Origin of the sequence: Aromatoleum toluvorans (assembly GCF_012910905.1) — a bacterium.
Taxonomy (GTDB): Bacteria; Pseudomonadota; Gammaproteobacteria; order Burkholderiales; family Rhodocyclaceae; genus Aromatoleum; species Aromatoleum toluvorans.
Genome location: NZ_WTVN01000001.1, coordinates 22494 through 48344, shown reverse-complemented (window position 1 = coordinate 48344; position 25851 = coordinate 22494). Strand labels below are relative to the sequence as shown.

General features: G+C 63.2%; 21 protein-coding genes and 1 pseudogene. 16 read left to right on the top strand and 6 right to left on the bottom strand.

Features of this window, described 5'->3' with window-relative positions; all coding sequences use genetic code 11:
* Window positions 1-151 precede the first annotated feature (151 nt).
* From GPA22_RS00210 to GPA22_RS00160, 11 genes are all read left to right on the top strand, one after another.
* Complete coding sequence (locus GPA22_RS00210) at window positions 152-1852, top strand: DUF1302 domain-containing protein (protein ID WP_169254102.1); 1701 nt, start codon at window positions 152-154, stop codon at window positions 1850-1852.
* Between the two features lie 26 nt (window positions 1853-1878).
* A complete protein-coding gene (locus tag GPA22_RS00205) occupies window positions 1879-3234 on the top strand; it encodes a DUF1329 domain-containing protein (RefSeq protein WP_169254101.1) in 1356 nt (451 codons plus the stop codon).
* A 134-nt stretch (window positions 3235-3368) separates the two neighbouring features.
* Window positions 3369-4496 (top strand): WD40/YVTN/BNR-like repeat-containing protein, encoded by a 1128-nt coding sequence (locus GPA22_RS00200; RefSeq protein ID WP_169254100.1) that lies wholly within the window; start codon window positions 3369-3371, stop codon window positions 4494-4496.
* Between the two features lie 36 nt (window positions 4497-4532).
* Entirely contained in the window at window positions 4533-6974 is a 2442-nt protein-coding gene (locus GPA22_RS00195) for an efflux RND transporter permease subunit (protein ID WP_169254099.1), read from the top strand.
* Window positions 6975-7055: 81 nt separating this feature from the next.
* Window positions 7056-8021, top strand: coding sequence for a VOC family protein (locus GPA22_RS00190; RefSeq protein WP_169254098.1), 966 nt, complete (start codon window positions 7056-7058; stop codon window positions 8019-8021).
* A 1-nt stretch (window position 8022) separates the two neighbouring features.
* Window positions 8023-8859 (top strand): enoyl-CoA hydratase/isomerase family protein, encoded by an 837-nt coding sequence (locus GPA22_RS00185; RefSeq protein WP_169254097.1) that lies wholly within the window; start codon window positions 8023-8025, stop codon window positions 8857-8859.
* Between the two features lie 40 nt (window positions 8860-8899).
* On the top strand, window positions 8900-9730 hold the full coding sequence (locus tag GPA22_RS00180) for an SDR family NAD(P)-dependent oxidoreductase (RefSeq protein ID WP_169254096.1): 831 nt from the start codon (window positions 8900-8902) through the stop codon (window positions 9728-9730).
* Between the two features lie 10 nt (window positions 9731-9740).
* A complete protein-coding gene (locus tag GPA22_RS00175; protein ID WP_169254095.1) occupies window positions 9741-10667 on the top strand; it encodes a quinone oxidoreductase family protein in 927 nt (308 codons plus the stop codon).
* Window positions 10668-10692: 25 nt separating this feature from the next.
* Window positions 10693-11649 (top strand): Rieske 2Fe-2S domain-containing protein, encoded by a 957-nt coding sequence (locus tag GPA22_RS00170; RefSeq protein ID WP_169254094.1) that lies wholly within the window; start codon window positions 10693-10695, stop codon window positions 11647-11649.
* Window positions 11646-12689, top strand: coding sequence for an aromatic ring-hydroxylating oxygenase subunit alpha (locus tag GPA22_RS00165; protein WP_169254092.1), 1044 nt, complete (start codon window positions 11646-11648; stop codon window positions 12687-12689). Before GPA22_RS00170 ends, GPA22_RS00165 begins: the two co-directional genes overlap by 4 nt.
* 48 nt (window positions 12690-12737) lie before the next feature.
* Complete coding sequence (locus GPA22_RS00160) at window positions 12738-13892, top strand: Bcr/CflA family efflux MFS transporter (protein WP_169254091.1); 1155 nt, start codon at window positions 12738-12740, stop codon at window positions 13890-13892.
* Window positions 13893-13958: 66 nt separating this feature from the next.
* Here GPA22_RS00160 and GPA22_RS00155 read toward each other — a convergent pair whose 3' ends face one another.
* The 5 genes from GPA22_RS00155 to GPA22_RS00135 all read right to left on the bottom strand — a co-directional run bounded on the left by GPA22_RS00155 (window position 13959) and on the right by GPA22_RS00135 (window position 19357).
* On the bottom strand, window positions 13959-14180 hold the full coding sequence (locus GPA22_RS00155; RefSeq protein ID WP_211168871.1) for a hypothetical protein: 222 nt from the start codon (window positions 14178-14180) through the stop codon (window positions 13959-13961).
* Window positions 14181-14252: 72 nt separating this feature from the next.
* Window positions 14253-15836, bottom strand: a complete 1584-nt coding sequence (locus GPA22_RS00150) for a phytoene desaturase family protein (RefSeq protein ID WP_169254089.1) — start codon at window positions 15834-15836, stop codon at window positions 14253-14255.
* A gap of 113 nt (window positions 15837-15949) precedes the next feature.
* Window positions 15950-17266 (bottom strand): amidohydrolase family protein, encoded by a 1317-nt coding sequence (locus GPA22_RS00145; RefSeq protein WP_169254088.1) that lies wholly within the window; start codon window positions 17264-17266, stop codon window positions 15950-15952.
* A gap of 92 nt (window positions 17267-17358) precedes the next feature.
* On the bottom strand, window positions 17359-17928 hold the full coding sequence (locus tag GPA22_RS00140) for an aromatic-ring-hydroxylating dioxygenase subunit beta (protein ID WP_169141840.1): 570 nt from the start codon (window positions 17926-17928) through the stop codon (window positions 17359-17361).
* Between the two features lie 34 nt (window positions 17929-17962).
* Window positions 17963-19357: an aromatic ring-hydroxylating dioxygenase subunit alpha gene (locus GPA22_RS00135; RefSeq protein ID WP_169254087.1), complete on the bottom strand. Its 1395-nt coding sequence runs from the start codon at window positions 19355-19357 to the stop codon at window positions 17963-17965.
* Between the two features lie 257 nt (window positions 19358-19614).
* On the opposite strand from GPA22_RS00135, the gene GPA22_RS00130 reads away from it, so the two are divergent.
* From GPA22_RS00130 to GPA22_RS00110, 5 genes and pseudogenes are all read left to right on the top strand, one after another.
* A complete protein-coding gene (locus GPA22_RS00130) occupies window positions 19615-20394 on the top strand; it encodes an SDR family oxidoreductase (RefSeq protein ID WP_169254086.1) in 780 nt (259 codons plus the stop codon).
* 81 nt (window positions 20395-20475) lie between these two features.
* Complete coding sequence (locus tag GPA22_RS00125; protein WP_246263968.1) at window positions 20476-20874, top strand: VOC family protein; 399 nt, start codon at window positions 20476-20478, stop codon at window positions 20872-20874.
* A gap of 848 nt (window positions 20875-21722) precedes the next feature.
* Window positions 21723-23249, top strand: coding sequence for an IS21 family transposase (istA, locus tag GPA22_RS00120; RefSeq protein ID WP_169254353.1), 1527 nt, complete (start codon window positions 21723-21725; stop codon window positions 23247-23249).
* A gap of 42 nt (window positions 23250-23291) precedes the next feature.
* Complete coding sequence (istB, locus tag GPA22_RS00115; protein ID WP_169254084.1) at window positions 23292-24080, top strand: IS21-like element helper ATPase IstB; 789 nt, start codon at window positions 23292-23294, stop codon at window positions 24078-24080.
* 79 nt (window positions 24081-24159) lie between these two features.
* Window positions 24160-24491, top strand: a pseudogene (locus GPA22_RS00110) (IS3 family transposase); the annotation flags it as partial.
* Between the two features lie 65 nt (window positions 24492-24556).
* On the opposite strand, the gene GPA22_RS00105 reads toward GPA22_RS00110, so the two are convergent.
* Window positions 24557-25660, bottom strand: coding sequence for an AraC family transcriptional regulator (locus GPA22_RS00105; RefSeq protein ID WP_169254082.1), 1104 nt, complete (start codon window positions 25658-25660; stop codon window positions 24557-24559).
* Window positions 25661-25851 lie beyond the last annotated feature (191 nt).

Here is a 25851-nt window from a genome sequence, read left to right as displayed (position 1 = left end):
AAATTACCCGCTACAATTCAGTTGTGTGAAAACCCGACGTACCGGGACACAGCGATTGATCTGAAAACAGGCCGGATTCGCCCTCCAACGAGGCGTGAAAAGACAAGGTCAGGGTGTCACGGTCATCGATATAACCAGAGGAGACAAATTCATGAATAATGGGAGCAGGTCTGTCCGTACCCGGTTCGCGCTGAGGGGCGTCACTGCCGCACTTGCACTTGCATGGGTGGGGGGGGCGTCGGCGTTCGAGGTCGAAACCGGCAACCCGGACGTCAAGATGCGTTGGGATAACACGATCCGATATACGGCGGGCGTGCGTGTCGAGGATCAGGACAAGAAGCTGATGCGCAATCCGGTCTATGACGAGGGCGACAGCAAGTTCGATCGAGGCGACATCGTGACCAACCGTCTCGATCTGCTCTCCGAATTCGATGTCAGCTATCGCGGCAAAATCGGCGCTCGTGTGACCGGTGCAGCGTGGTACGACCATGCCTACGACGATCATTCGGTGACTGCGCCGACCGGCACTGCCACCGCCTATCGCAATGACAAGTACAACGGCACGGTCAAGCGCTATGTGAATGGTCCCTCGGGCGAAATCCTCGACGCCTTCGTCTGGACCAACCTCGATCTCGGCAAGGTGCCGCTCAACCTGAAGGTCGGTCGCCAGACCAACGTGTGGGGTGAAGGCCTGCTGATCGGTGCGCATGCAATCTCCTACGGACAGTCCCCGGTTGACGGCGTGAAGGCCGTAACCAACCCCGGCATTGAGACCAAGGAAGTTTTCCTTCCGATCGGGCAGGTACACGCGAGTGCCCAGCTCACGGATAGCGTGACCGTCGTCGGGCAGTATTTCTACGACTGGGAGCCTACCCGCGTACCGCACGCCGGCACTTACCTGATGGGTGCTGACACCGCGCCGTCGTCCGATAACCTTTCCTTCGGGGTCGGCCAGCTCAAGGCCTCGATCATCGACGCGAAGGAACCGAGCAAGCGCGGCAATTGGGGCGTGGGTGCGCGCTGGAACGTGGAGGCGATCGAGTCGACCTTCGGTGCTTACTACCGCAAGTTCGACGACTACGCGCCGGAACTCGGTGTGCAGCTCTCGGACTTCGTTCGCCTCGGTCCCGCCGTATTACCCAGCAAGGCACGCTTCCTGTATCCCGAGGACATCGAGCAATACAGTGTGAGCTTCTCGCGTGTGATCGGTGGCGTAAGCGTGGGTACCGAGTTGTCGTACCGCAAGAACGGGCCTTTGAATACGCCGGCGTCGCATACGCTCGACTCGGGCGCGCGCGGCGACACCTGGCATGCGGTGGTGAATGGCGTTTATCTGTTACCGCAGACGCCGATGTGGGATACCGGGACATTGATCGCGGAGATCGCATACAACCGACTCGATCGCGTGACCGAGAACGAGCAGCTGTATCGCAAGGTCGGTGCGGCAAGTTGCGTCAATTCGGCAGTCGGACGCCCGGGGACCGGCACCAAGCGGGATGGCTGTTCGACCGTCGATGCCCTGCAGCTCGCGGTCAGGTTCTCGCCGCAATATCTCAACATCTTTCCGTCATGGGACCTGGCGGTGCCGGTCAGCATCAACTATGGGCTTTCCGGAAACGCACCCTCTTCAGGTGGCGGCACAGAGGGTGAGCTGCGTTGGTCGATCGGTACCACCTGGACCTATGCGTCCAAGTACGAATTCGCCCTCAACTACTCTGACCGCAGCTTGCCGGTGCGCAAGGGCGTCGTTCGCGGTGAGGAACGGATTACCGGCGGTGCGGCCCACAGCAACTCCTCGGTTGGTGTGATCGACCGTGGCTGGCTGTCCTTCACGTTCAAGACGGCTTTCTGACAGGCCGCAAACAGGAGACGAGAGACATGAAGATGCGCAATTTCGTATGGGCCGCCGCGGCGGTCCTCTCGAGCCACGCGATGGCGGCGGTTACGGCAGAAGAGGCGAAACAGCTCGGTGCGACGCTGACCAAGTACGGCGCGATCCAGGCGGGCAACAAGGAAGGGACGATCCCGGAATACACCGGAGGGCTGACCAAGGCTCCGGCCGACTTCAAGCCCGACAGCGGTTTCTGGGCGGATCCGTTCAAGGACGAAAAGCCCCTGCTCCGGATCGACGGCAAGAACTATCAGCAGCACGCAGACAAGCTGTCGGAAGGGCAGAAGGAGCTCCTGAAGAAGTACCCGAGCTTCTATATGGATATCTATCCGTCGCACCGTACGGCGTCGTATCCCGCCAAGGTCCTGAACAACACGGTGCGCAATGCGACGACATGCAACACCGCCAAGAACGGCCTCTCCGTCGAGGAAGCATGCCGGGGCGGTCTGCCGTTCCCCATGCCGAAGACCGGCTACGAGGTGATGTGGAACCAGCAGCTTCGCTACAAGGCCGATACGACGACCAAGTCGTCGCGCTCGTGGGTCGTGGACTCCAACGGCAAGGTGGTCATGGCGGCGCAGCAGAAGACGATGGAAGAGACGCCCTACTACCATGACGACCTGGACGGCCGTGACGCAAAGCTCTACTGGCGCACCTACTCGGTAACGCAGGCGCCGATCCGCAAGGCAGGCGAGGCGACCGGTCTCTCGGACTTCCTCGATCCGACCGAGAAGCCACGCCGCGCGTGGAGCTACACGCCGGGACAGCGCCGCATCAAGCTCGCTCCGGAGTTCGCCTACGACACGCCGGTCGCGAGCATGGGCGGCGTCACGCTGTTCGACGAGCTCTTCGTATTCTCGGGACAGATGGACCGTTTCGAATTTAAGCTGGTCGGCAAGAAGGAGATGTACATCCCCTACAACGCCTACAAGCTTTATTTCGGTTGCGGCGTCGAAGAGCAGTTCATGGACAAGCACCCGAATCCGGCCTGCTGGCGTTGGGAGCTTCACCGCGTCTGGGTCGTCGAAGCGACGCTGAAGCCGGGCGTCCGCCATGTGTACGCCAAGCGCATGTACTACTTTGACGAGGATACATACGGCGCAGGCCTGTACGACGCCTTCGACCAGAGCGGCCAGTTGTATCGCTCGATCTTCAACTCGATGGTTCAGCTCTATGACGTCCAGGCGCCCTACACCGTGAAGAACGTGGTGTATGACTTCAACAAGGGCATGTACGCGCTGGTGAATGACGGCCTGGTCGGCGGTTATGGCGTTCTGAAGGCGCCGATGGCCAACCGCGAACTCAACCCCGAGGCAATCGTCGCGCAGGAAACCGCGCGCTGATCGTCAGCCCTCATGTGGAAGCGGGCATCGCGGCTTGCCGTGTTGCCCCTTCCGGTTCCGGCTCACTCCAGATAGATACCCCCGCCCGGTGCTTGTTGTGGGCGGCGGGGATCGCATCGGCAAGGAGTTGTCTCTTGAATCGCGTTAGCAGTTCGATCTCCCGTTCCATGGTCCCGGGCCGGCGTCTGCGTCTGACCCTTGCGGCAGCGGTTCTCGGCGCGGCAGGCGTGGCGCTCGCCACGGGTTCCGCCGTGCGCGACGTATTAACCGTCCCCGCGGTGATCTCTCCCCAGTCCTTGCGGGGTGCAATGTCAGGTATCGCCAGCAAGGATGGGCGCGCCCTGGCCGTCGGGCCGCGCGGGATCATTCTGCTGTCACGCGACGCCGGTCGGAACTGGTCCCAGATCGTCGCGCCGCTGAGCGCAGACTTCACGACGGTGCGCTTCGGGGCGGGCAGCACCGCATGGGCGCTCGGACACGATGCAGTCGTCCTGCGTTCGGATAACGGCGGGGAAACCTGGTCCCGGGTAATGGACGGTCATGCTCTCTTCGAACTGCTCTCCAAACACTACAGCGCTCTGGCCAATGCGGGCAATGAAGAGGCAGGACGCGTGTTGCGGGACGTCGAGATGGCGGCCGAGCAGTCCGCGACGCCGGGCGTGCTGGCCTATCCGTTTCTCGACATCAACGTAAACGAGCGCGGCGAGGGTTTTCTGGCTGGCGCTTTCGGTCTGCTGCTGCATACGACTGACGGTGGCAGCACATGGGAGCCGTGGATCGAGCGCGCGGACAACGGGCGTCGCATGCACCTGTATGCGATCGAGCCGACGCCCGACGGTGGGGTGTTTCTTGCCGGAGAGCAAGGTCTGGTGCGTCGCCTCGATCGAGACGCGGCCCGGTTCCAGACCGTCGAAACGCCCTATAAGGGCACGTATTTCGGTATCACCGCAGGGGACTCGAAGCTGATCGTCTACGGGCTGCGTGGCAATGCCTTTATTAGCCGCGATGGGGCGGCGAGCTGGTCCTCTCTCTCCATGGGCAGCGATGCGAGCCTTGTCGCCGCCCTCGACCGCGGCGCGGGACGCATGGTGTTCGTGACCCAATCTGGTCAGGTTCTGCTGAGTAACGATGATGGGGCGAGCGTGGCAGCGCTCGAGGTGCAACGCGGCGGGGAGGTATTCGCCGCTGCGATGGCCGGTCCGGAAGAGCTCCTGCTCGCCCGAGTCAATGGCGTTGATCTGATCCGTTTGCCCCTCCGGTAACGGCCTCTCCTGATACTGAAATTTGCGAGACACAGCATGGCAGGCCACAGCGAACAAAGAGTGATGCCGGTGATCCGGGACCTGAAGGATTTCGATCTCGGTTCCGGCAGCGTGCTCGAGCGCATCATCTTCAACAATCGCATCGTCGTGCTCCTGGCATGCCTTGTGGCGACTCTCGTACTCGGCTTCGCCGCGACGCGCATCCAGGTCAATGCGAATTTCGAGCGGATGATTCCGCTCGGCAGCCCGTACATCAAGAATTACCTGGATAACAAAAGCGAGTTGCCGGGTCTGGGCAACACGATCCGGATCGTCGTCGAGAACAAGTCGGGGGACGTCTTCGACCCCGGGTACCTTGACGTGCTCAAGAAAGTCAATGATGACCTTTACCTGATTCCCGGCGTCGATCGTTCGTGGATGAAGTCGATCTGGATGCCGATCGTCCGCTGGCGGGAGGTGACCGAAGACGGCATCACCGGCGGCGCGGTCATGCCCGCGAGCTTCGACGGCAGCGCGAACGAGATCGCGAAACTGCGCGAGAACATCGGCAAGGCGGGCATCGTCGGCAGACTCGTTGCAAATGACATGAAGTCGAGCATGATCGTGGCGCCGCTGCTGGATACCCATCCGAAAACCGGTGAAGCGCTGAATTACGGCGAGTTTGCGGACGCTCTCGAAGCGAAGATCCGCACCTACGAGAGTGACACGGTCGGCATCCATATCGTCGGCTTCGCGAAGATCGTCGGCGATCTGATCGCGGGCCTGCGCGAGGTGATGGTGTTCTTCGCGGTGTCAGTCGTCGTTGCCGCGTTCTTCGTCTATCTCTACACCCGCTGCGTGCGCAGCACGGCGCTTCTCGTGACGGTCGCCGTGATCGGCGTGGTGTGGCTGCTTGGGCTGATGCAGTTGCTCGGGTACGAGCTCGATCCGTATTCGATCCTGGTGCCTTTCCTGATCTTCGCTATCGGGCTGTCGCACGGCGCGCAGAAGATGAACGGCATCATCCAGGACATTGGCCGTGGCACCCACAAGTACGTCGCGTCGCGCTACACCTTCCGGCGCCTGTTCATGGCCGGCCTTACGGCACTGCTGGCGAACATCGTCGGTTTTGCTGTACTGATCATCATCGACATCCCGGTTATCCGCGATCTGGCCCTGACCACCAGCGTCGGCGTTTCGGTCCTGATCTTCACGAAGCTTTTCCTCATCCCGGTCGCACTCTCCTATCTCGGCGTCAGCGAATCGGCCATCCGGCATGCCACGGCGGACGACATGAAGGCGGGCGGCCGACGTTCGTTGCCGGGGCGGATCTGGCACGGTTTGGACGAACTCACCGAGCGGAGGTGGGCGATTCCGGTCATCGCCATTGCCGCGATCGTGACCGTCGTCTCCGCAATCGTCATGCAGGACCTTCGCATCGGAGATCTGGATGCCGGGGCGCCCGAACTTCGGCCCGAGTCGCGCTACAACCGCGACAACGCATACATCACGGAACACTACGGGCTCTCGAGCGACCAGTTCGTGGTCATCATGAAGACCGGCGACGAGGGCTGTCGCCTGTATTCGAGCCTGCAGAAGATGGACGGGCTGGCACAACTGCTGCGGCAGGATCCGGCGGTCCAGACGACGACCTCACTGGCCGAAACGGTGCGTTTCGTGACCTCGGCGATGTTCGAGGGCAGTGGCAAGTGGCTCACGATCAGCCGTAACCAGTCGATCACCGACGGCTCCGTGTCGGCAGCCGTGATCGCGACGCCGGACATCACGAACCAGAGTTGCTCCGTGTCGCCCCTGGTCGCTTACCTGAAGGACCACAAGGCGGATACCGTGGGACGCATTCTGCAGACTGCGGAAGCGTACGCGGCTGCCAACAATACCGCGCCCGATGCAAAGGAGCCGGTGCAGTTCCTGCTGGCTGCGGGCAGCGCTGGTATCGAGGCGGCGACCAACATCGAGGTACAGAAGAGCATCGTCACGATGTATCTCGCGGTTTATGGTGCAACGGCGCTGCTGTGCCTGATCACGTTCCGCAGCGTTCGCGCGACGATCGTCGCACTGATCCCGCTCGTCATCACCACGATCCTCTGCAAGGCGCTGATGGTCTGGCTCGGTATCGGACTCAAGGTCGCGACCCTGCCGGTCATCGCGGTCGGCGTCGGCGTCGACTACGCGCTTTATCTGCTGAGTGTGCAGATTGCCGTCCAGCGTCGCGGGGGAAGCTTGCGCGATGCCTATCGCAAGTCGCTCGATTTCACCGGCAAGGTGGTCGCGTTGGTGGGACTCACGATGGCTGCCGGCGTGATCACCTGGGCATGGTCGCCGATCAAGTTCCAGGCCGACATGGGGATCCTGCTGACCTTCATGTTCCTGTGGAACATGCTCGGTGCCCTGATCCTGATTCCGGCGCTGTCGCATTTCATGCTCAACCCGCGCGAACCGAGCGGCGCACGCGGAGCCCTTTTGCGTGCGGCTGCCTGATCCCTCAAGAAATTCAAGAAAGCCGACATCGCCCCGGCGGGCGACTGGCGGACAAGACAGACCACAACTGGAGACAAGACAATGTTCGACCTCTTGCTGAGTGCCGACATGATGCTGCCTGATCCCGACGACATGGCTGCGCGGCTGGTGAACAAGCTCGGCGTGCATGGCCATCCGAACTGGCGTCAGGCGTTCGACGATCATCCCTACGTCGCGCACTTCCTGCGCGTGCACAAGTCGCTGGCGGTGTCTCCGACCCGGCTCGAACCGCAATGGCATCTGGATCGCGAGAATCCCGGCGACCCGATGTTCCACGAGTTCCTCGAAAGCCTGAAGGACTACCAGGGACGCCATCGTCCGATGCTCACCCACTCGGTCGTGCTCGCGTTGCAAGGGCCGAAATTCGACGCCTTCGTCGACAAGCTGATGCGGCGCGGGTTGCCGTTCCGCATGGCCCAGCGCACGCCGGACATGCCGTTCGACCGGTTGTGGCTCGGCGCGACGCCAGAGCGGCCGCGTTACACCCCGGTGGTGGATGGCGGCCTGTGCATCGAGGTGATGCCGACTGAACCGCTGCAGATGCCGTCCGAGACATTCGCCGCGGAACCCGTGCAGCCGCGCGACCCGAAGCCGGGCGACATGGTGCGCGTCAGTGCGCGCGGATTCCTCGTCCGCGATCTGGACGAGACGCTGCGCTGCTGCTCGAAGAATCTCGACTGGGAGCCGAGCGGCGAAGTCGAAGCGCTGCATCGCGAGGGATACCGCCGCGCGACGATGCCCTTTACCGTCGCCAACAGCGCCAGCCTCGACGTGATCCAGCCCAGCCGCTGGGACAGCGACGCGGGCCTGTACCTGAATAACTGGGGGCCGGGTCTTTACTACATCCGCATCGCAGTGAACGGCCTCAAGGCCAAGGCCGAGGACTTGCGCGCGCGCGGGACCCGTTTCCAATGGATCGAGGAGTCCGAAGCCGTCGGCGGCGGCGCGATGATCCGGATCGATCCGAGCGAGATGCGCGGGCAGCTCATCGAGTTCGAGGAGGTCTGACATGGCATCCGACCTTGCGGTCAAGAATGCGGGCGCCGAATCGATGGCGGTCCCGCTCAACGACGCCGTGGCCGTGGAGCGTCAGGGCAATATCGGCTGGGTCGTGCTGACCCGCCCGGCCCAGATCAATGCCATCAACGACGACATTCGCACCGGCGTTCCGCAGGCTCTGCAGGATCTCGAGGCAGACCCGGCGATCCACGTGATCGTCATTCGCGGGGATGGCCCGCGGGGTTTCTGCGCGGGCGCCGACATCAAGGAACAGCGTGGCCCCGAGACCTCAATCGAAGTGCGCCGGCGCATGCAGGGCGCGCGCTGGGTCGAGGCGTTCGATGCCGCCGAGAAACCCACGATTGCGGCCATTCATGGCTATTGCATGGGAGGGGGGATGGAGCTCGCCCTCGCTTGCGACATCCGCTTTGCCACCCCCGACGCGGTTTTCAGTCTGCCTGAGACTGCCCTGGGCCTGATTCCCGGCGGAGGAGGAACCCAGCGCCTGCCCCGCGTGGTGGGGCCGGGCCGGGCGATGGACCTGCTGCTCACCGGTGACCGCCTGAGCGCCGATGAAGCGAAGGCGATCGGCCTGGTCACCCGGGTGGCGAGCGCGCCGGACAAGCTGGTGGAAGAGGTGCGCGCGTTCGCGATGCGCATCGCCTCACGGGCGCCGGCGGCGACGCTGTGCGTGAAGCGCGCCGCGCGTGCCGCACTGGACGTGGACCTCAAGAAGGGCCTGGACCTCGAGCTGGATCTTTTCGCACTGCTCAAACCCAGCGACGACGCGACGGAGGCGGCGATCGCCTTTCGCGAAAAGCGCGAACCGCGCTTTACCGGTCGCTAAGCGAAGCGCTCCGCGCAGACAAGAATCAGGAGACAGACAGATGAGCGAGCGAAAACTGGATGGCCGTGTCGCGATCGTGACCGGTGCGGCCGGCGGCCTCGGCGCCGAATCGGCCCGCGTGCTGGCGATGCACGGTGCGAGTGTGGCAATCACGGACATTGACCTCGACGGCGCACGCAAGGTGGCCGCCGAGATCGAGTCCGGCGGTGGGCGTGCGTTCGCCGTGCAGGCCGACGTCTCGTCCGAGGCGGATGTCGCGGCGATGGTCGCGGCGGTGGTGGACCGCTTCGGGCGAGTGGACGTCCTGTACAGCAATGCGGCGATCCTGAGCGTCGAGCAACGCCAGCGTGACCGCGACGTTGCCAACATGGACGTCGAGGCCTGGGACCGGGCGATGGCGGTGAATCTGCGCGGTGCGATGCTGTGCGCCAAGTATGCGATTCGCGAGATGCTCAAGCAGAAGAAAGGCTCCCTGATCTTCGCGACCTCCGGGCTCGGCGCCCAAGGCGACCTGTCGCTGTCGGCCTACGCCGCCTCGAAGGCGGCGCTGATGATGCTCAGCAAGTCGATTGCGACCCAGTACGGCAAGGAGGGCATCCGCTCCAACGCGCTGCAGATCGGCCTCGCGCCAGCAGAGAACGCCCACGGGAGCATGCCGCCGGCCGTGATCCAGATCCTCCGCGACAATCACCTCACGCCGGATGTCGGCACCCCGCGCCAGATCGCCGACGTGGTGGCCTTCCTCGCGTCCGACGAGTCGTCCTTCGTGACCGGAACGACGCTGGTCGCCGATGGCGGTTTCTCCTGCCACACGCCCTCGCTTGTCGCAATGAAGGTCCTCTTCGCGCAGACCGGCGCGAAGGGCATGTGAGGAGTCATCCATGAAAGCAGCTGTCATCAGCGAGCGGGGTGCCGCTCCGGTCGTGCAGGAGTTTCCGGAACCGGCGCCCCAGGAAGGCGCCGTCCTCATCGACATGGACACGGCGGGGCTCGGGGGCTGGGACGTACTCGGCGCGTACCGGCTGGGCGTGCAATACCCGTGCGTGATCCGCGGCGAAGGCGTGGGCAGGGCGCCGGACGGCCGCCGCGTGTATTTCGGCGAGCGCTCGGTGATGCCCTTCGGGGCGTGGGCCGAGCGTACGCTGGTGCCGGCCGATGAGATGTGGAACGTGCCCGACGAGGTCGACGACAAGACCGCGATCACGATGGGCATCGCCGCCACCGGCGCACTGGTGCCGCTCGAGCAGGCCAACATCCAGCGGGGTGAGCAGGTGCTGGTGCTCGGTGCGACCGGCACGCTCGGGCAGGTCGCGCTGCAACTCGCCCGCTATCTCGGCGCGGGCAGGGTCGTCGCGGCCGCGCGCTCCGCCGAGACCCTGCAGCGCCTGAAGACGCGCGGGATTGCCGACGAAGTCGTGGCGCTCGGTAGCGAGAACGATGTCGCGGCGTTGAAGGACGCGGCGGGCGACGGTTTCGACGTCGTGCTCGATCTGGTGTGCGGGCAACCGATGCTCAACGCACTCAAGGCGACCCGCTGGGGCGCGCGCATCATGACGATCGGCACAGGTGCAGGGCGTCAGATCAATCTCGATATCGCAGATCTGCTTTTCCGCACGCTGTCGTGCGTGGGCACGGGGCAGCGCCCGCCGGCCGATCGCCGCGCGATCTGGGAGCGTCTGCTGCGCATTGCACGCACAGAAAATATCCAGGTCGACTACGTCGACTATACGCTGGATCAGGCTGCCGCAGCCTGGGCGTCGCAGATTGCCGGGCCGCACGCGAAGATCACCGCGCGGATCAGGGGCTGACCGGCAAGGGCAGGGGAGGCTGGGCATGGGACGATGGTGGGCGGTCGCGCTGTCCGAGGCGGTGCAAGGTGACAAGGCGCTCGCGGTGACGTGCGAAGGCGAGCAACTCGCCGTGTTTCGCGACGGGAGGGGCGCAGTGTTCGCGCTGGAGGACCGGTGTCCGCACCGGCGTGTGCCGCTATCGCCCGGACCCGTGAAACCCGCCGGTCTGCAGTGTCCCTACCACGGCTGGACCTTCGACGGCGCGACGGGCCTGTGCAATGACATCCCCAATCTGCGCCGCGATGAGCGGGTGCCCGCGCGTTATGCGGCGCGCGTCTTTCCGGCGTCCGAGGCGAACGGCTTCATCCACGTCTGGCGGGGGAAGGGAACTCCTGCCGCCGAATTGCCGGGCGCGTCGTATCGGGCTGCAGGTCGCGAACATACCGGTTCAGCGGTGGCCAATATCGCGTTCGAGCAATATCTCGACGTGATGCTCGACGGCCCGGAATGCCTGCTTTCCTTCCCCAGCGTGCACATCACCGATTTTTTCCTCGGCGATGCGCGCCGCGACGGCGGGCATCTTGTCCTCGATCGAGGCGCGGTGTGGAAGGGCAAGGGAAATGGGCCGGCCTTCGTGCGAGACCATTCGTTGTGGGTACGTACTCGCGTACCGCTAACGGGCGGCGACATTCGCGTGGAACTCCTCAGCGCCGACGAAGACCCGCTCGTCACGATCTTCATCGCTGCCAGCGAGAACAGGCGCGGTACCACCAGTCTGGTCTGGCGCGGTTTTCTTCATACCGCGCCTGCTCCGCTGTCGTGGCGGTGGCGGATGGCGCGGGCGATCGGACGTGCTCCGTTCGCAATCTTCCCCCATATCGACGGCGCAGCCGTGGCGGCACTCGAAGTTGCACCGTCACGCGATCGCAGATTGGCGAAGACCGATGCGAGCACGCCGGCCGAGCGCGTGGTGCCCGTGCAGGAGAGGTGCGCAGTATGAGCGAAGTCCCGATGATGGATGCGGCAGGGCGCGAAGCGGAGGTGACGTCCAAGCGCGACTGGGTACCGATCAATCTCGATCTGCGCGACACCTGGTTTCCGGTCGCCTACAGTGCGGACATCGGCGAGCGGGCGGTACGGCGTATCGTCCATGCGCAGGACGTATATCTATGGCGCGACGGCGGGAGGTTATATGCGGCCGAGTTTCGCCCCGACCGCCTTGAAGCGATGCGCGCCGGCGCAAGTACCTTCACGAACGGCTCCGGTTTCTACCCGGCTGTCGAGCGCTACGGGTATATCTGGGCGTGGTACGGAAACCCCGATAACGCGCACGAGGAACTGATCCCGAACATCCCCTTCCTGCCGCCCGATGGTCAGGGGATCCCGCGCTACACACAGCGCGCGGTGCGCTTCGATGCGGCCTCGCCGCTGTCCGTCGAGAACCTCATCGATTTGACGCATGCCGACTTCCTGCATGCCAATGCGATCGGTGACAGCCAGTCTGAAAACGACGTCGTCGAGGTCCATTCGACCTCCGAGACGGTGACTCGCATCCGCAACGTCACCCGCAAGTCGGTTGCACCGGTGATGCGCTGGATCGGAGGCGTACGCGCCCAGTACCAGGATTTGCGTGCAGTGCTGCATGTCCATCTGCGCAACAACGTATGCATCTCCTACCCGAACTTCACCCCAGGCTACCCGATTCCGAACGTGCAGCCCTTTGTGCCTGTCGGCAAGCACCGTTCTCGTGTTGACCAGACGAACTACACTGTCCATGCGCCGGCACCATTTCGCTGGCTGATGCCGCGCATCTCCTACGTGATCCAGCCCCAGGACAACTCGGTGCTGCGCCCTCAGAACGCACGCTATTTCGAGTCCACCGAACGCCGCGACCTGAGCTCGCGTTTCGACGGCCCCGGCAACCGCTACCGATTGCTGATGGTGCGTCTCGCCGAGAGGCAGCAGCGCGGGGACTTCGGCTATGGCGCCGACGCCGACCCGAGTGCCGACATTTCGGCAGTGCTCGGCATGCGGGGCTGATTTCTGCAATCCGGATCCCGTCCCGGTACAGGGCAACTCGGCACGACCGTGATCCTGGCGGGCTTGGCGATGCTTGGCCCGTTTTCGATCAACACCTACCTGCCATCCTTCGGGGAAATGGCGGTGGTGCTGGGCACGGATCGAGTCGCATTGCAGCAGACAGTGGCGATCTACTTCGCCGCCTTTGCCTTCATGGCCTTGTGGCATGGCGCCATCTCGGATTCCTTCGGGCGCCGCCGCGTGGTGCTGGCCGGTCTGGTCGTCTATGCGTTAGCGTCGCTGGGATGCGCGCTTGCGACGCAAGTGGAACAGTTGTGGGTTCTGCGGGCGTTCCAGGGCTTCTCGGCCGGTGCCGGGATCGTGATCGGTCGCGCCGTCGTCCGGGATCTGCATGAAGGGCCGCGTGCGCAGCGCATGATGTCGCAGGTGGTATTGATGTTCTCGATCGCGCCCGCCGTCGCTCCTTTGGTGGGCGGCTGGTTGCAGGTCGCACTGGGCTGGCGCTCGGTTTTCGTGTTCCTGTGCCTGCTTGCTACCAGCCTGCTCGTCGCCGTGTTTTTCGGATTACCGGAGACCCTGCCAGCCGCGCAGCGTCACCCGTTCAATCCAGGGAGTGTGCTTCGCGGTTACGCGTCCGTGCTCGGAAACGCTCGCTTCATGAGCTGGGCACTGGCCTATGCTTGCATGTTCGGCGGCTTTTTCCTTTACGTCCTGTCTGCGCCAGTGTTTCTCATGGAGCACCTTGGCCTGGGCGAGACCGATTTCCTGTGGATGTTCGGACCTGCGACGGTGGGTCTAATGTTGGGCTCCGCGCTTGCAGGCCGCCTTGCGCAGCGCTGGTCCACGGCCGCCACGCTGAAGGCCGGCTTCACAATCATGGCTGCCGCCACCCTCTGGAATCTCTCCGTGTGCCTCGTCGAACCCGCGGGCACGGCGTGGTATGTAGCGTATCTCCTGTTCTTCAATCTGGGCATGTCGGTGATGATTCCAACGATCACGGTGCGCGGCTTGGATTGCGTACCCGAGCGCCGCGGCACCGGCTCATCGGTTCAGCTGTTCATCCAGACGGGATTCAACGCCTGGATTGCCGCGGTGCTGGCGCCACTGATGTGGCATTCGCTGCTGTCGCTCGCGCTGGGAGCGGCTGCTCTCGCCCTGTGCGGCGTCGTCGGTGTGGTCGCGGCAGGCCGCCTGTCCAGCTGAAGATCCGCGGCCCATCAATGAGGGGGGCGCTCCTTTACGGCTGCGCTATCTGCGAGCGACCGCGAATCAGCTTGATCTTGCGGCCTGGCGGTAGCCCCTGAACAGGATCAGCGGCATTCGCAGCAGCGTCCGCCACCCGAGCAGCTGGAGCGCCTGCCAGCAGTCTTCGGGGCGGATCAGGATCGTCGTCGCCATCGAGCCCATGACCTTGCCCTTCATGACCAAAGTGTCGTCCTTTCGCTGGATGGACTTCACTTCGACCATCTCCACGCCTTCCTTGCTGAACATCTTCACGGCTGCCGCTCTCCATCACTTTGGACATGACCGCAACCGCGTGACGCGGTCGCGGCGTTCCACGGGTCAGTTTTCGATGAGTTCATCGAAATCCATGCCCAGGTCTTCCAGCACCACCTGCGCCGCGTTGCGTCCGGACGCTGCGGTGACCCCGCCCCCCGGATGGGTGGAGGCGCCCGCCATGTACAGACCGGCCACCGGCGACTTGTACTGCCCGTAGCCCGGGGCAGGGCGGTTGCCCGCGATCTGCCAGTTGTACGAGCCGAAGTGCAGGATGTCCGCGCCGATCATCGCGTTGTTGTGGCGCTCGATATCGAGCGGGGTGAACCACGAGAAACCAATGATGTTGTCGTCACTCATGTTGGTCGTGAGCTTGCGCAGGTCGTCGAGGAATCCGTGAGCGATTTCCTTGCCGATCTCGTCCCAACGCTGCGGGCCGCCCTTCACGTTGTAGGGGCAGAAAGCGTACATGTTGAGTACGCGCTTGCCCTCGGGTGCCCGCGTCTTGTCATAGACGTCCTGCATCACGTAGGCGACGAAGTCGCGGCGCGGGATGCCGTATTCGAGATCGGAGAAGGCGCGTGCGAACTCCTCCCAGTCGGAGTGCGAACGCTCGACCCAGAAGAAATCGTCCACCGCCGGACCGACCTTGTACTGCGGCGCCTCGTGCAGCGCGAGGTGCAGGTTGAAGGGCTGGAAGCTGTTGCGTTTCAGCCCCCGAATCCGCGGCTCGAATCCTTCCGGCAGATTTGCGCCCGGCACCATGTGCGGGAACACCTGTTGCACGTGCATCGTCGAGATGACGCCTCTCTTCGCGACGATCTCCTCGCCCGATTCGAGCACGACGCCCGTCACCTTGCTACCATCCATGCGCATCTGCTTGACGGGCGCATTGACGCGTACCGCGCCGCCATGCGATTCGAAGCACTCCCGCAGCTTGTCCGCGAAGGCACCCGAGCCGCCGACCGGAATGCCGACGCCGTAACGGTGCATGAAGGGCAGAATGATGTAGAAGCCGAATCCCGTGCCGTTGTTGAACGGGTTCATCATGGCTTCCGAGGCATAGCGGGCCAGCGCGATGCGCACCTTGGGGTGCTCGAACCATTCGCAGATGAAGTCCCATGCGCTCATCGACTGGGTTCGCATCAGCGATTGCCCGACCACGCTCTGCTCCATCATAACGGCTTGGGCCCCCGCGTTCGGGGGCGCGTGGAACATGCCCATCACCATCATGTCGAGGTTCTGGAAAACCTCCTTGTTGAAGCGCCGGTAGGCTTCCGCGTCCTTCTGCGAGAATTTTGCAATCGCTTGGGCGGTCTGCTCGAGGTCGGTGTAGAACTCGAGCGTGGTCCCATCGTCGTAAAAGATCGCAGTCATCTTGTCGGGATTGATGTACTTCAGCCCGAACTTCGATTTCAGCTGTAGTTCGTCGTTGCGCAGCAATGGGTTGGCCTGCAGCAGGGTGTGTGCGACCGAGCAGACGTCATGCTTGAAGCCCGGCACTGTCAGCTCGCGCGTCATGACGCCGCCGCCGACCTTGTCGTTTTTCTCGACAACGCATACCTTCAGTCCCGCCTTCGCCAGGTAGCACGCGGCCACCAGACCGTTGTGGCCGCCACCGGCGACCACGATGTCGTATTGTTCGCTCATGGATTTCTCCCGTTATCGGTTCCATCGTCGGGCGTGAGGGCGCCCGCCGCGCTATCGCGGATAGCGCGGGATGTCTTCCTCTCATGCTGCGGGCGCCGTGAAGCGCCCCCGGATCAGAGTGCGGTTTCGGCGTCCGCCTGTTTGAACATGGCGTTGATGTCGCCCGAAGTGACCGGCTTGCCGGCTTCCCGCTTCGGTGCCGCGCCCCCCATGCCTTGCGTGGGCGAGGTGTCGATGCCCTTGGCGCGAGCCTGCGCGCGCAGCGCGCCGACGGTGCAGTTCTCGCGGCCGAGGATCGCGAACGGGTCATAGCTGTATTCGCGCATCACGTTCCGGTGAGTGACCTTGACGATGGTCTCGTCGGGGAGGTGCCTGAAGCTCTCCCACACCACTTCCGGAGAATTCGGCCAGGTGCAATCGGAATGCGGGTAGTCGCATTCCCAGCCAACCATGTCTTCACCGATGTGCTTCAGGTTCTGCAGCCCGAAGTCGTCCTCGATGAAACACGTGATGATGTGCTCCTTGAAGATGTCGCTCGGCTTCTTGCCGCCGAAGCTGGCATTCGTCCAGGCCTTGTGATGCCGGTGGGTGAAATCCGCGCGCTCGAGCAGGTAGGGAATCCACCCGATGCCGCCCTCGGAAAGCGCCATCTTCAGCGTCGGGTACTTCCTCCACATCGGCGCCCAGATCCAGTCGGCCGCCGAGTTCGCGATCGAGATCGGCATCGAAGTGATCCACGCGTCGATCGGCGACAGGTCGGAGGCGTGCTCGGCCTTGACGCCGGTGCCAATGTGGCAGTTGATGACCACCGCGTTGTCCGCGCAGGCCTTCCACACCGGGTCCCAGTACGAATCGTGGATCGACGGGAAACCATGCAGGGCGGGGTTGTCGGAGAAGGAGATCGCATGCACCCCGTCCTTCGCCATGCGGTTGATTTCAGCGGCGGCCGCCTGTGGATCCCACCAGGGAATCAGCGCCATCGGGATGAAGCGACCCGGGGCGGCGTTGCACCAGTCGTGCAGGTGCCAGTCGTTGTAGGCCTGGATGGCGGCGAGCGATACGTCGCGCGCGTCCTCGTACTGCTGGAAGCGCTGGCCCGCGAAACCGGGGAAGGTCGGGAAGCACAGCGAGCCGAGCACGCCATTGGCGTTCATGTCGTCGACGCGCGCCTGGACGTCCCAGGTGCCGCGCCTCATGTGTTCGTAACCGAGCGGTTCCATGCCGTACTCTTCCTTGGGACGGCCGACGACCGAGTTGAGGCCCATGTAGCCGGTGGCCCGTCCTTCGAAAACCCACACATCGCGGCCCTTATGCTTCTCGATGTGAGGCTCGCGCCCTTTGAAGCGGGCCGGCATGTGGCGCGCAAAGGCGTTCGGGGGTTCGATGGCGTGGTCGTCGATGCTGACGAGGATGAGATCTTCAAGTTTCATGGCGTGTTGTCTCCGATCCCGCCTGGCATGCCGCGCACGTGGCCGAGCGGCATGCAGGCGGTGTGTTTGTGGTAGTGGCCGCCGTCGCGCGTCTAAAGGATCACGCCCAGATTGGGGGTGCCGATGACGACCTGGTCGAGCAGGATCTCGCGGCGCGCGAGTTTCAGCGCGCCATTCTCGCGGCGCAGAATGTCGTGGCGGACGCAGGGGATCAGGTCGAAGTAGTCGAAATCGAAGCGGCTGCGTGTGAGGAGCAGATAGCTCTCGACCTTCAGGTCATCGCTGTCGTCGATTCGGTAGACGCGTACGTTCGTGACCAGACGCTTGATGCGCGATGGCGGATCCTCGCCCCAGGCGCTTTTGGTGTCGGTAATGCGCTTGACCCGCATGAGCATCGAGCCGTAATTCTCGTGCAGGTGCTGGACGTTGCGCGAATAGGTCTGGTCGAACTGGGACGTCGAACGTGTGTGGCGCAGGGGCGCGTTGTATTCGAGGTCCTTGGTGAGCAGTTCCGCCCATTCGCCGAGGCGCAGGTTGTCGAGCATTTCGGCTTCGTCATAGAGGAAGTCGAGCACCTCGTTGTAAGTGTCGCTGCCGGAGGGAATACGGTTCGCCTTGATCGAGGGCGGCAGCGGAGTCGGTTCGAGCAGTTGCTGAAGCATGGAGGTCTCCTGAAATAGGTGTAGGTACTCGTGATCAGTTCTCGGCAGTCATCAGTTCGTACCAGTATTCCCACCAGCGCCACTGGGTGTCGTCTTTCGTGAAGCCGTCGCCGACATCGCCGGGGCCTGGCCAGCCTTCCAGCCGCTTGTTCTCGTACATCGATTGATACTTCATCGTGATGTGCTTGCTAACGGCACCCTTCGCCGCGAGCGTCTGGTGCGGCCAAGTGTCCGAATCGTCCTGCTCGACCATGCCCGAGGTGCCCAGGAGTTGGACGCCGAGGCGCAGCATCTTGGCCTTCAGTTCCGGCGGAGTGTCCTTCTCGGCCAGGATCCAGTTCACGAATTCGAGCTTGTCCGGCCCCTTCGGGACATACGCATGCAGCGCCATGACCCCGATCACGCCATCGGGCGAGGGGATGTAGACGAACTCGAACAGCCCGTTGGGAAAGAAGTTGCCCACCTGGGGCGGACGCCAGGCCATGACGCGCAGCTGGTCATCACTGAAGCGACGGAGCACTTCCGGCAGCATCTCGGGCGTGATGCCCGGCGGGGGCAGCGCCTCGAGTTTCTCCTTGATCGACAACTCGCTCGGGTCCTTCCCCGTCAGGCGTCGGATCTTGCGGTCCAACTCGATGCATCGCATCGTGTGTGCGTGCGCGGTGTAGACCTCGGTGCCGTACATCTCCGGCGTCAGGTCGCCACCACCACCTTCGCTGCCTGGCTTGCGATAGGGACCCACTTCCGACAGCCAGCGGTGCAAGGTCAGCACATGGAATCCGTCCGACGCCGACTGCTCGCAGGCGGTCTTCCAGTTCGCACGGATGGTGAAACGCTGCGGGGGGCCGAGCACTTCCATGCCCTTGTCAGTGCGGCACCAGAGCGTGTCGAAATACCATTTCGCGTCCCCGAGGAAGTCCTCGAAGCTGGGGCCCTCGATGTTCCACGTCGCAAAGACCAAGCCGCCATAGATCGCGACGCGCGCCTTCTTCAAGCCGAGTTCCTGCTTGGTCATCATCTTCCCGTGCATGCATTCCTTCTCGACCGGCGCACCGATGAAGTCGCCGTTCGGCTTGAATGCCCAGCCGTGGTAGATACAGACGTGAGTCATCGTATTACCCACGTCATGGGTCGAGATTTTCATGCCCCGATGGGGGCATACGTTGAGGGAGACGTACACCTCGCCGTCCGACCCGCGTGCCATCAGCACGGAATCCGATCCCATGTCGCGGACGACGAAATCGCCCTTGTTCGGGATTTCGGTTTCGTGCCCCAGGAATACCCACGTCTTGGCGAAGATGCGCTCCATTTCGAGCTCGAACAGTTCGGGATCGGAAAGCGCCCGCATCTTGACTTCGCGGGTTTCGAGGTTGATCAGGTCGGAAAGCAGGGTGCCGTCCGAGAGTTTGGGGTTTGATGTTCTGTCCATGTGTTCCTCCTCCTTGAAGGTTGTCCGTTCGTCTGCGCTTAAAAACTGAACACAAACACAAAAGATGTATAATTTAAGCGCAGTATCCTACCGTTGTTCACGGTTCGATTTGATCTATGTCAACAAAACGGGCAGTGGTGCCTCGACTAAACGCGACATGCGCAGGCTTGCGTGGCTTTGGTGAAGTTGAACACTTTTTACAAAAAGTGAATCAATGCCGTCCCTGCGAGGCAAATTCAAGACGGCAGGAGAGCTGAATGGATTTCGGAATCAATGGACGTCGGGCGATCGTGTGCGCCTCCTCGCGAGGACTTGGAAAAGCCTGTGCCTTGGAGTTGGCGCGGGAAGGCTGTACGGTCTTCCTCAACGGACGCGAGGAGGAGCGCCTGACCTTGGCGGCAGACGAGATCGCGTGGGAGACCGGAGTGAGGCCCGCCACCGTCGTCGCCGACCTCGATACCGAGCGAGGGCGGCAGCTTCTGCTCGCCGCATGCGACGAACCGGACATCCTCGTCACCAATAACGGTGGGCCCGCGCCCGGCAGGATCGAGGATTGGGATCACGCAGCGTGGCTGGGCGCTATCGAAGCCAACATGCTGTCCGGGATACTCCTCATCCAGGCCGTCGTGGGGGGAATGCGGAAACGCAAGTTCGGGCGCATCGTCAATATCACCTCCGCGATGGTGAAATCGCCGCAGCTCCCGCTAGGGCTCTCGACTGCCGCGCGTGCCGGATTGACCGCCTTCTCCAAGGCGCTATCGAGAGCTGTCGCGCGTGACAATGTCACGATCAACAACCTGCTGCCGGAGCGGATCGAAACCGACCGGCTGCGCTACATAATCGAACAGCAGGCGAGGAGAGCCGGGTGCAGCTTCGAGGAGGCCCGGAACGACATGCTCAAGCCCGTCGCTGCAGGCAGATTCGGCCGCCCCGAGGAGTTCGCCGCCGCATGTGCGTTTCTTTGTTCAATGCAGGCTTCCTACATATCGGGACAGAACCTGCAGGTAGATGGGGGAAGCTACAGCGGGCTCATGTAAGAGCATTCACCCGTTGCAACTCACGGCGTCCGGACGCCTTACAGAATTCAACCTCCGACGGAGCAATTCATGATCACGCGAATGGACCACTTCACGATCGTTACCGATCGGCTCGATGTGACGCGTCGCTTCTACACGGAACTGCTCGAGATGGAGGAAGGGCCGCGTCCGCCTTTTCCCGTCCCAGGCTGCTGGCTCTACATATCGCAGCAACCCGTGCTGCACGTCATCAGTGTCAAGGAGATGCCCGAGCCGCGTCGGGGCGTTCTCGACCACATGGCATTTCGCGCGGAGGGACTGATGCCCACGCTGGAGCGCCTGGATGCTGCGGGCGTCAGCTACCGCATCATTCGCGCGCCGGGCGAACTGCGCACGTGGCAGGTCTTTTTCATGGATCCGAACGGGGTCGAAGTCGAACTCGACTTCGACCCGGCCGAGAGCGGTCCCGATGATTGGGCTCTCCGGACAAGGGCGCTCTGAATTGTGCTGAATCACAAGTCATACCCGCACCGCCGTTGCTCGACCTATTATTGCTGCCCGGTGAGTGGCCGTAATCCAGCCGCAGTGACCGCGGTGACTGGCGTTTGATTAGGACGCTGGAAAGGTCAGATTGCACCCAAGAAACTTTCAAAAGTCCGGCGTAGTTCGGTGCCGTTGCTGGGGTTGGCGAGACGTTGTTTTGAAAAAAAAGTGGCGCAAGTGTTTGATTTTACGCGTTAGGCCCCAGTCTTGTGGCTCCAGGTGTCACCGGTTCGATCCCGGTATGTCGCCCCATTTTTTCAAGCACTTACGTGTTTTCGAGATGCTTAGAGCATCTTATGAAAATTACGAAATGCGCTGTAAGTGCCTATTTTACCAGACGCGAGCACAGGAGCGCAGCTCTCCGGTTCCTGTGCGCCACGGTCCTAGATCCCGCGTAGCCGTCTTCTCACACGGCTCTCAGCCCCTCCGTCCCGGCTTGTGCCGGGCATGATGTGGGATACATCTAGGCCGACGCTACCCCAAGGTCGCAGGTTGTTTTGAAACTTCCACGGCTCTCCCCAAAATGCTGCTGGCCGAGACCATACTTGATGGCAAGTGTCACCGACCGGCACATAGGAGCCAGTTGATGATCGGCACAATGGAGCCACCTTGTGATCGGCACATTGAGGCCAGCGCGTGATCGGCATATTGGAGCCAGTCACGGATCGGCACATAGGCGCCAGCGCCGGATCGGCGTAATGGAGCCAGCGATGTTCTGACGGACGTCTCGACCTTGAGCGGTCCATCGCTACCCTGCCGGGTTTTGGTTTGGCAGGAGGGAGCCGGTGGCCCGCAGGAGCATCGAGATGTACGAGTACCGCCAGGCCCTGATGCGCATGCGTCAGGGCGATTCCGAACGCGAGATTGCGCGCGCGAAACTGATGGGACGGGTGAAGGCCGCCCGTTTCCGCGAGCTGGCCGCGGCCCGCGGTTGGCTCGATCCGGCGAGTCCGGTGCCGGAGGATGCCGAGATCGCAGCGGCGATCGGCCGTCCGCGGCTGCCGGCGAGCGCGCAATCGTCGATCGCCGCCTACCGGCCGCTGGTGGAGCAATGGTTGGCGCAGGGGGTGTCGGGCGTGGTGATCCACGCCACGCTCAAACGCGAGCACGGTTTCACCGGGCACTATTCGAGCGTGCGCCGGCTTGTCGCGGCGATCGAGCGCGAGCGCCCGCCTGAGGCGACCGTGCGCCTGTCGTTCGCGCCGGGCGAAGCAGCACAGGTCGATTTCGGCGCCGGACCGCACCTTGTGGATCCCGCCACCGGCGAGCTGCGCCGCACGTGGGCGTTCGTGATGACGTTGTGTTTCTCGCGGCATCAGTACGTGGAGTTCGTGTGGGACCAGAGCGTGCGCACCTGGCTCGGTTGCCATCGGCGTGCCTTCGAGTGGTTCGGCGCGGTCCCTGCACGGCTCATCATCGACAACGCCAAGTGCGCCATCACCAAGGCCTGCGCGCACGACCCCGAAGTGCAGCGCGCCTACGCCGAGTGCGCCGAAGGCTACGGTTTCCGGATCGACGCGTGTCCGCCCCAGGATCCGCAGAAGAAGGGGGTCGTCGAGGCGGGCGTCAAATATGTCAAAGGCAACTTCCTGCCCACGCGCAACTTCCGCGATCTGGCCGACCTGAACGCCCAGGTGCGCGATTGGGTGTTGAAGGAAGCGGGGCTGCGCATTCACGGCACGACCCGCGTCAAACCGCTCGCGAGCTTCGCCGTCGAGCGCTGCGTGCTGCGGCCGTTGCCCGCAGTGCCGCCGGATCTGGGCTCGTGGCATCAGGTGTCGGTGCATCGCGACTGCCACGTCAGCTTCGAGCGTGCGCTGTACTCGGTGCCCTGCGCGCTGGTCGGCAAGCGCCTGTGGCTGCGGGCGACCGACACCGTGGTGACGGTCTATCTGGACTTCAAGCCCGTTGCCACGCATGCCCGCGCCCGTCGTCCCGGCGAGCGACGCACCGTCGCCGATCATTTACCGCTCGCCGCCCAGCGTTTCTTCGCGCACGACCGCAGCTGGTGTCTGCAGCAGGCCGGGGAGATCGGCGAGGCCTGCGCCCGGCTCATTGGGCGCCTGCTCAGCGACCGCATCAGTGAGCGGCTACGTGCCGCGCAGGGCGTGCTGCAGTTGAAGGCCCGCTACGGCGCCGCCCGTCTGGAGGCGGCCTGCGAGCGTGCGCTCGCCCATGACAGCCCGCATTACCGCACCGTCAAGACCATCCTCGCCGGCGGTCACGACCTGCAGCCGCTCACCCCGATGAGCACCGAACCGTATGCCGGCCGCGCCCGGTTCGCCCGCGCCACCGCGGCGCTCTTCGCCGACGAATCCACCACCTGTCACTGACCGGGCGCGTCGCGCCCTTTTTAACCCAAGGAGTCTGCCACCATGAATCCCACCACCGAACTGGCGCCGCAACTCAAGCAGCTGCGCCTCTCCGGCATCCTCGATTCGCTCGATGCCCGCAACCGCCAAGCGATCGACGCGAAGCTCGCCTATACGGAATTCCTCGCGCTGCTGATCCAGGACGAGGTCGCGCGGCGCGAGCAGAAGAAATTCGCCACACGGCTACGCCGCGCGGCCTTCCGCGCCACCAAGACGCTCGAAGGCTTCGAGTTCGACCGGCTGCCCTCGACCAACCGCGCGCTGGTGCATGATCTCGCCACCGGCCGCTACATCGACGAGCGTGCCCCGGTGCTGATCGTCGGCCCCTGCGGCACCGGCAAGAGCCACCTCGCGCAGGCGCTCGGGCACTGCGCCGTGCGCCAGGGGCACGACGTCGTCTTCGCCTCCTGCTCGCAACTGCTCGCGAGCCTCAACGCCGCGCGGGCAACGGGAGCCTATGAACGGAAGCTCCAACAACTCGCGCGCGTTCCGGTCCTCATCATTGATGACTTCGGACTGAAACCACTTCGTTCACCCGCCGACGAAGATCTGCACGACCTGATCGCCGAGCGTTACGAACAGTCCGCCACCGTCGTCACCAGCAATCTCGACTTCACCGAGTGGGACCAGGCCTTCCCCGGCAATCGCCTGCTGGCTTCCGCCACCGTCGATCGCCTGCGCCACAACGCCTATTGCCTGACGCTCGACGGGGCCTCTTACCGCGCTCCGCGACAGGGCCCGAACAAGGCCAAAACAGCCCTTGCCGGCACCCCGAAAAACAGCCAATCTTGAACCCCCGAAGACGTTCGTCAGAGCCCTTCCTGCTGGCTCCTATATGCCGATCATCGGTGGCTCTATTGTGCCGGTCAGTGACAGCAAGGCGCTCAAAGCTGCGCTGGGCCGAAAGCGCTGACCCCACAGGACCGACGAGAGGCAGTGATGGCAACGCAGGCGCAGACGACGCTCTCTGGGCGCCGCGCGTGCGGTCTTGTGGGGATCTCGCGCACCGTCTTGCACTATCGACTCAGCGATAGGGCCGATACTGCCGCCTTGTGGGGCCGGCTCATTGAATTGGCAGCCGAGCGGCGCCGATTCGGGTATCGGCGACGCGAAACGCTGGCCAATGGACGACGGATCAAGATCCTGACCATCGTCGACCATTTCACGAAGAAGGCGATCGAGTTCGCGGTTGATCAGGGTCTCGGGCGTGTCCTCATCGCAGCTTGGCGCCGGGACTATAACGTCGCGTCGTGACGCGTTGCTCGCGTTCAGCAGCCCGCTTGCATGACAGGGACGTGCCGTCGGCTGAAACTGCCCCGCGACCACGGCGACGTAGATGGAAGCTCATCATCTGCGACCTTCGGAACCTCTTCGTGATACCCGCGATCGTGTTGCGCGCAACTCGGTCGGCGGCCTGTCCAGCGCTTGAACGCGCGCGAGAAGGTGCTAGCGTCGGAGAATCCCAGCATCGCGGAGACGTCCTGAACGGTCAGGTCGGAGCGACGCAGGTAGTCATAGGCGAGCTGCTCGCGAAGATGGTCCAGTATTTCCTGGAAGGTCGTTCCTTCATCCTTCAGCCTGCGGAGCAAGGTTCGCTCTGTCATGTGCATCGCGGACGCCGTTCCTCTCTTCGAGATCTCGCCGTTCGAAAGCTCCTTCAACAAGTAGTCGCGCACCTTGCTCGAAAAGCGCCTCGACATCTGGGCCATGTGATTGAGCGCCATGTGGTCGAGCAAGGACGCAAGCTGCTCGTCGGCGGCGAGGATCGGGCGATCCATGTCGCTGGCATCGAAGACGATGCAGTCTTCCTGTTGGCCAAAAGCGACGGGGCACTTCAATGCTCTGGAGTATTCCTCGCTTCCGTCGGGTGGCGCATGCCTGAAATGCACCGCGGCGGGAACGATATCCTCACCCACGATCCAAGTGCTGAAATGCACGATGCCGGCCACAACGGCGTCTATCGTCTGGAAGATGGGGGGCGCATCGCCGGTGTCGAAACTGAACGCGAGTCGGCGGTGACCGGGGGTCTGGGTCAGCGTTACTGTCGCGGAACTGGAAACCAGCTTTGCATAGCGCGCGAAGCGTTGCAGGGCATTGCCGAGTGAAGCGCTGCAACTCATTGCGTAACCCACGACGTGGAAGGTCGAAGGCCGAATGTGCGCGGCAAGCTTCAGGCCGAAGTACGGATCCGACGTTTCGCTTACGGCGGCGCGCCACAGGCTGCTGACGGCCTCTTGCGAGTAGCGGTTTACGCCGTCGCTCAGGCGCCGGGGATCCATCCCGATCTGACGAAAGATCCGCTCATGAGGTACGCCTTCTGCGTCAAGGGTGCGAGCAATGGCAAGCACCCATCCCGACATTCCTGTTTTCATTTGTCTCTCTCACTCCGTTGGCTGTGCAATCGGTTTTGTTTTTGTTGAGTGCAATTTAGAGCGTTGGTGGGGAATTTGGCCCACTCCGAACGAGTGGTTTTGGGGTGGGTGGCGGCACCCTCGGGCTTCCGGGTCTTGACGGTCGGCCGCACTTCCGCGACTTGACTTCGATTCGAGCTTGGGATGAACTG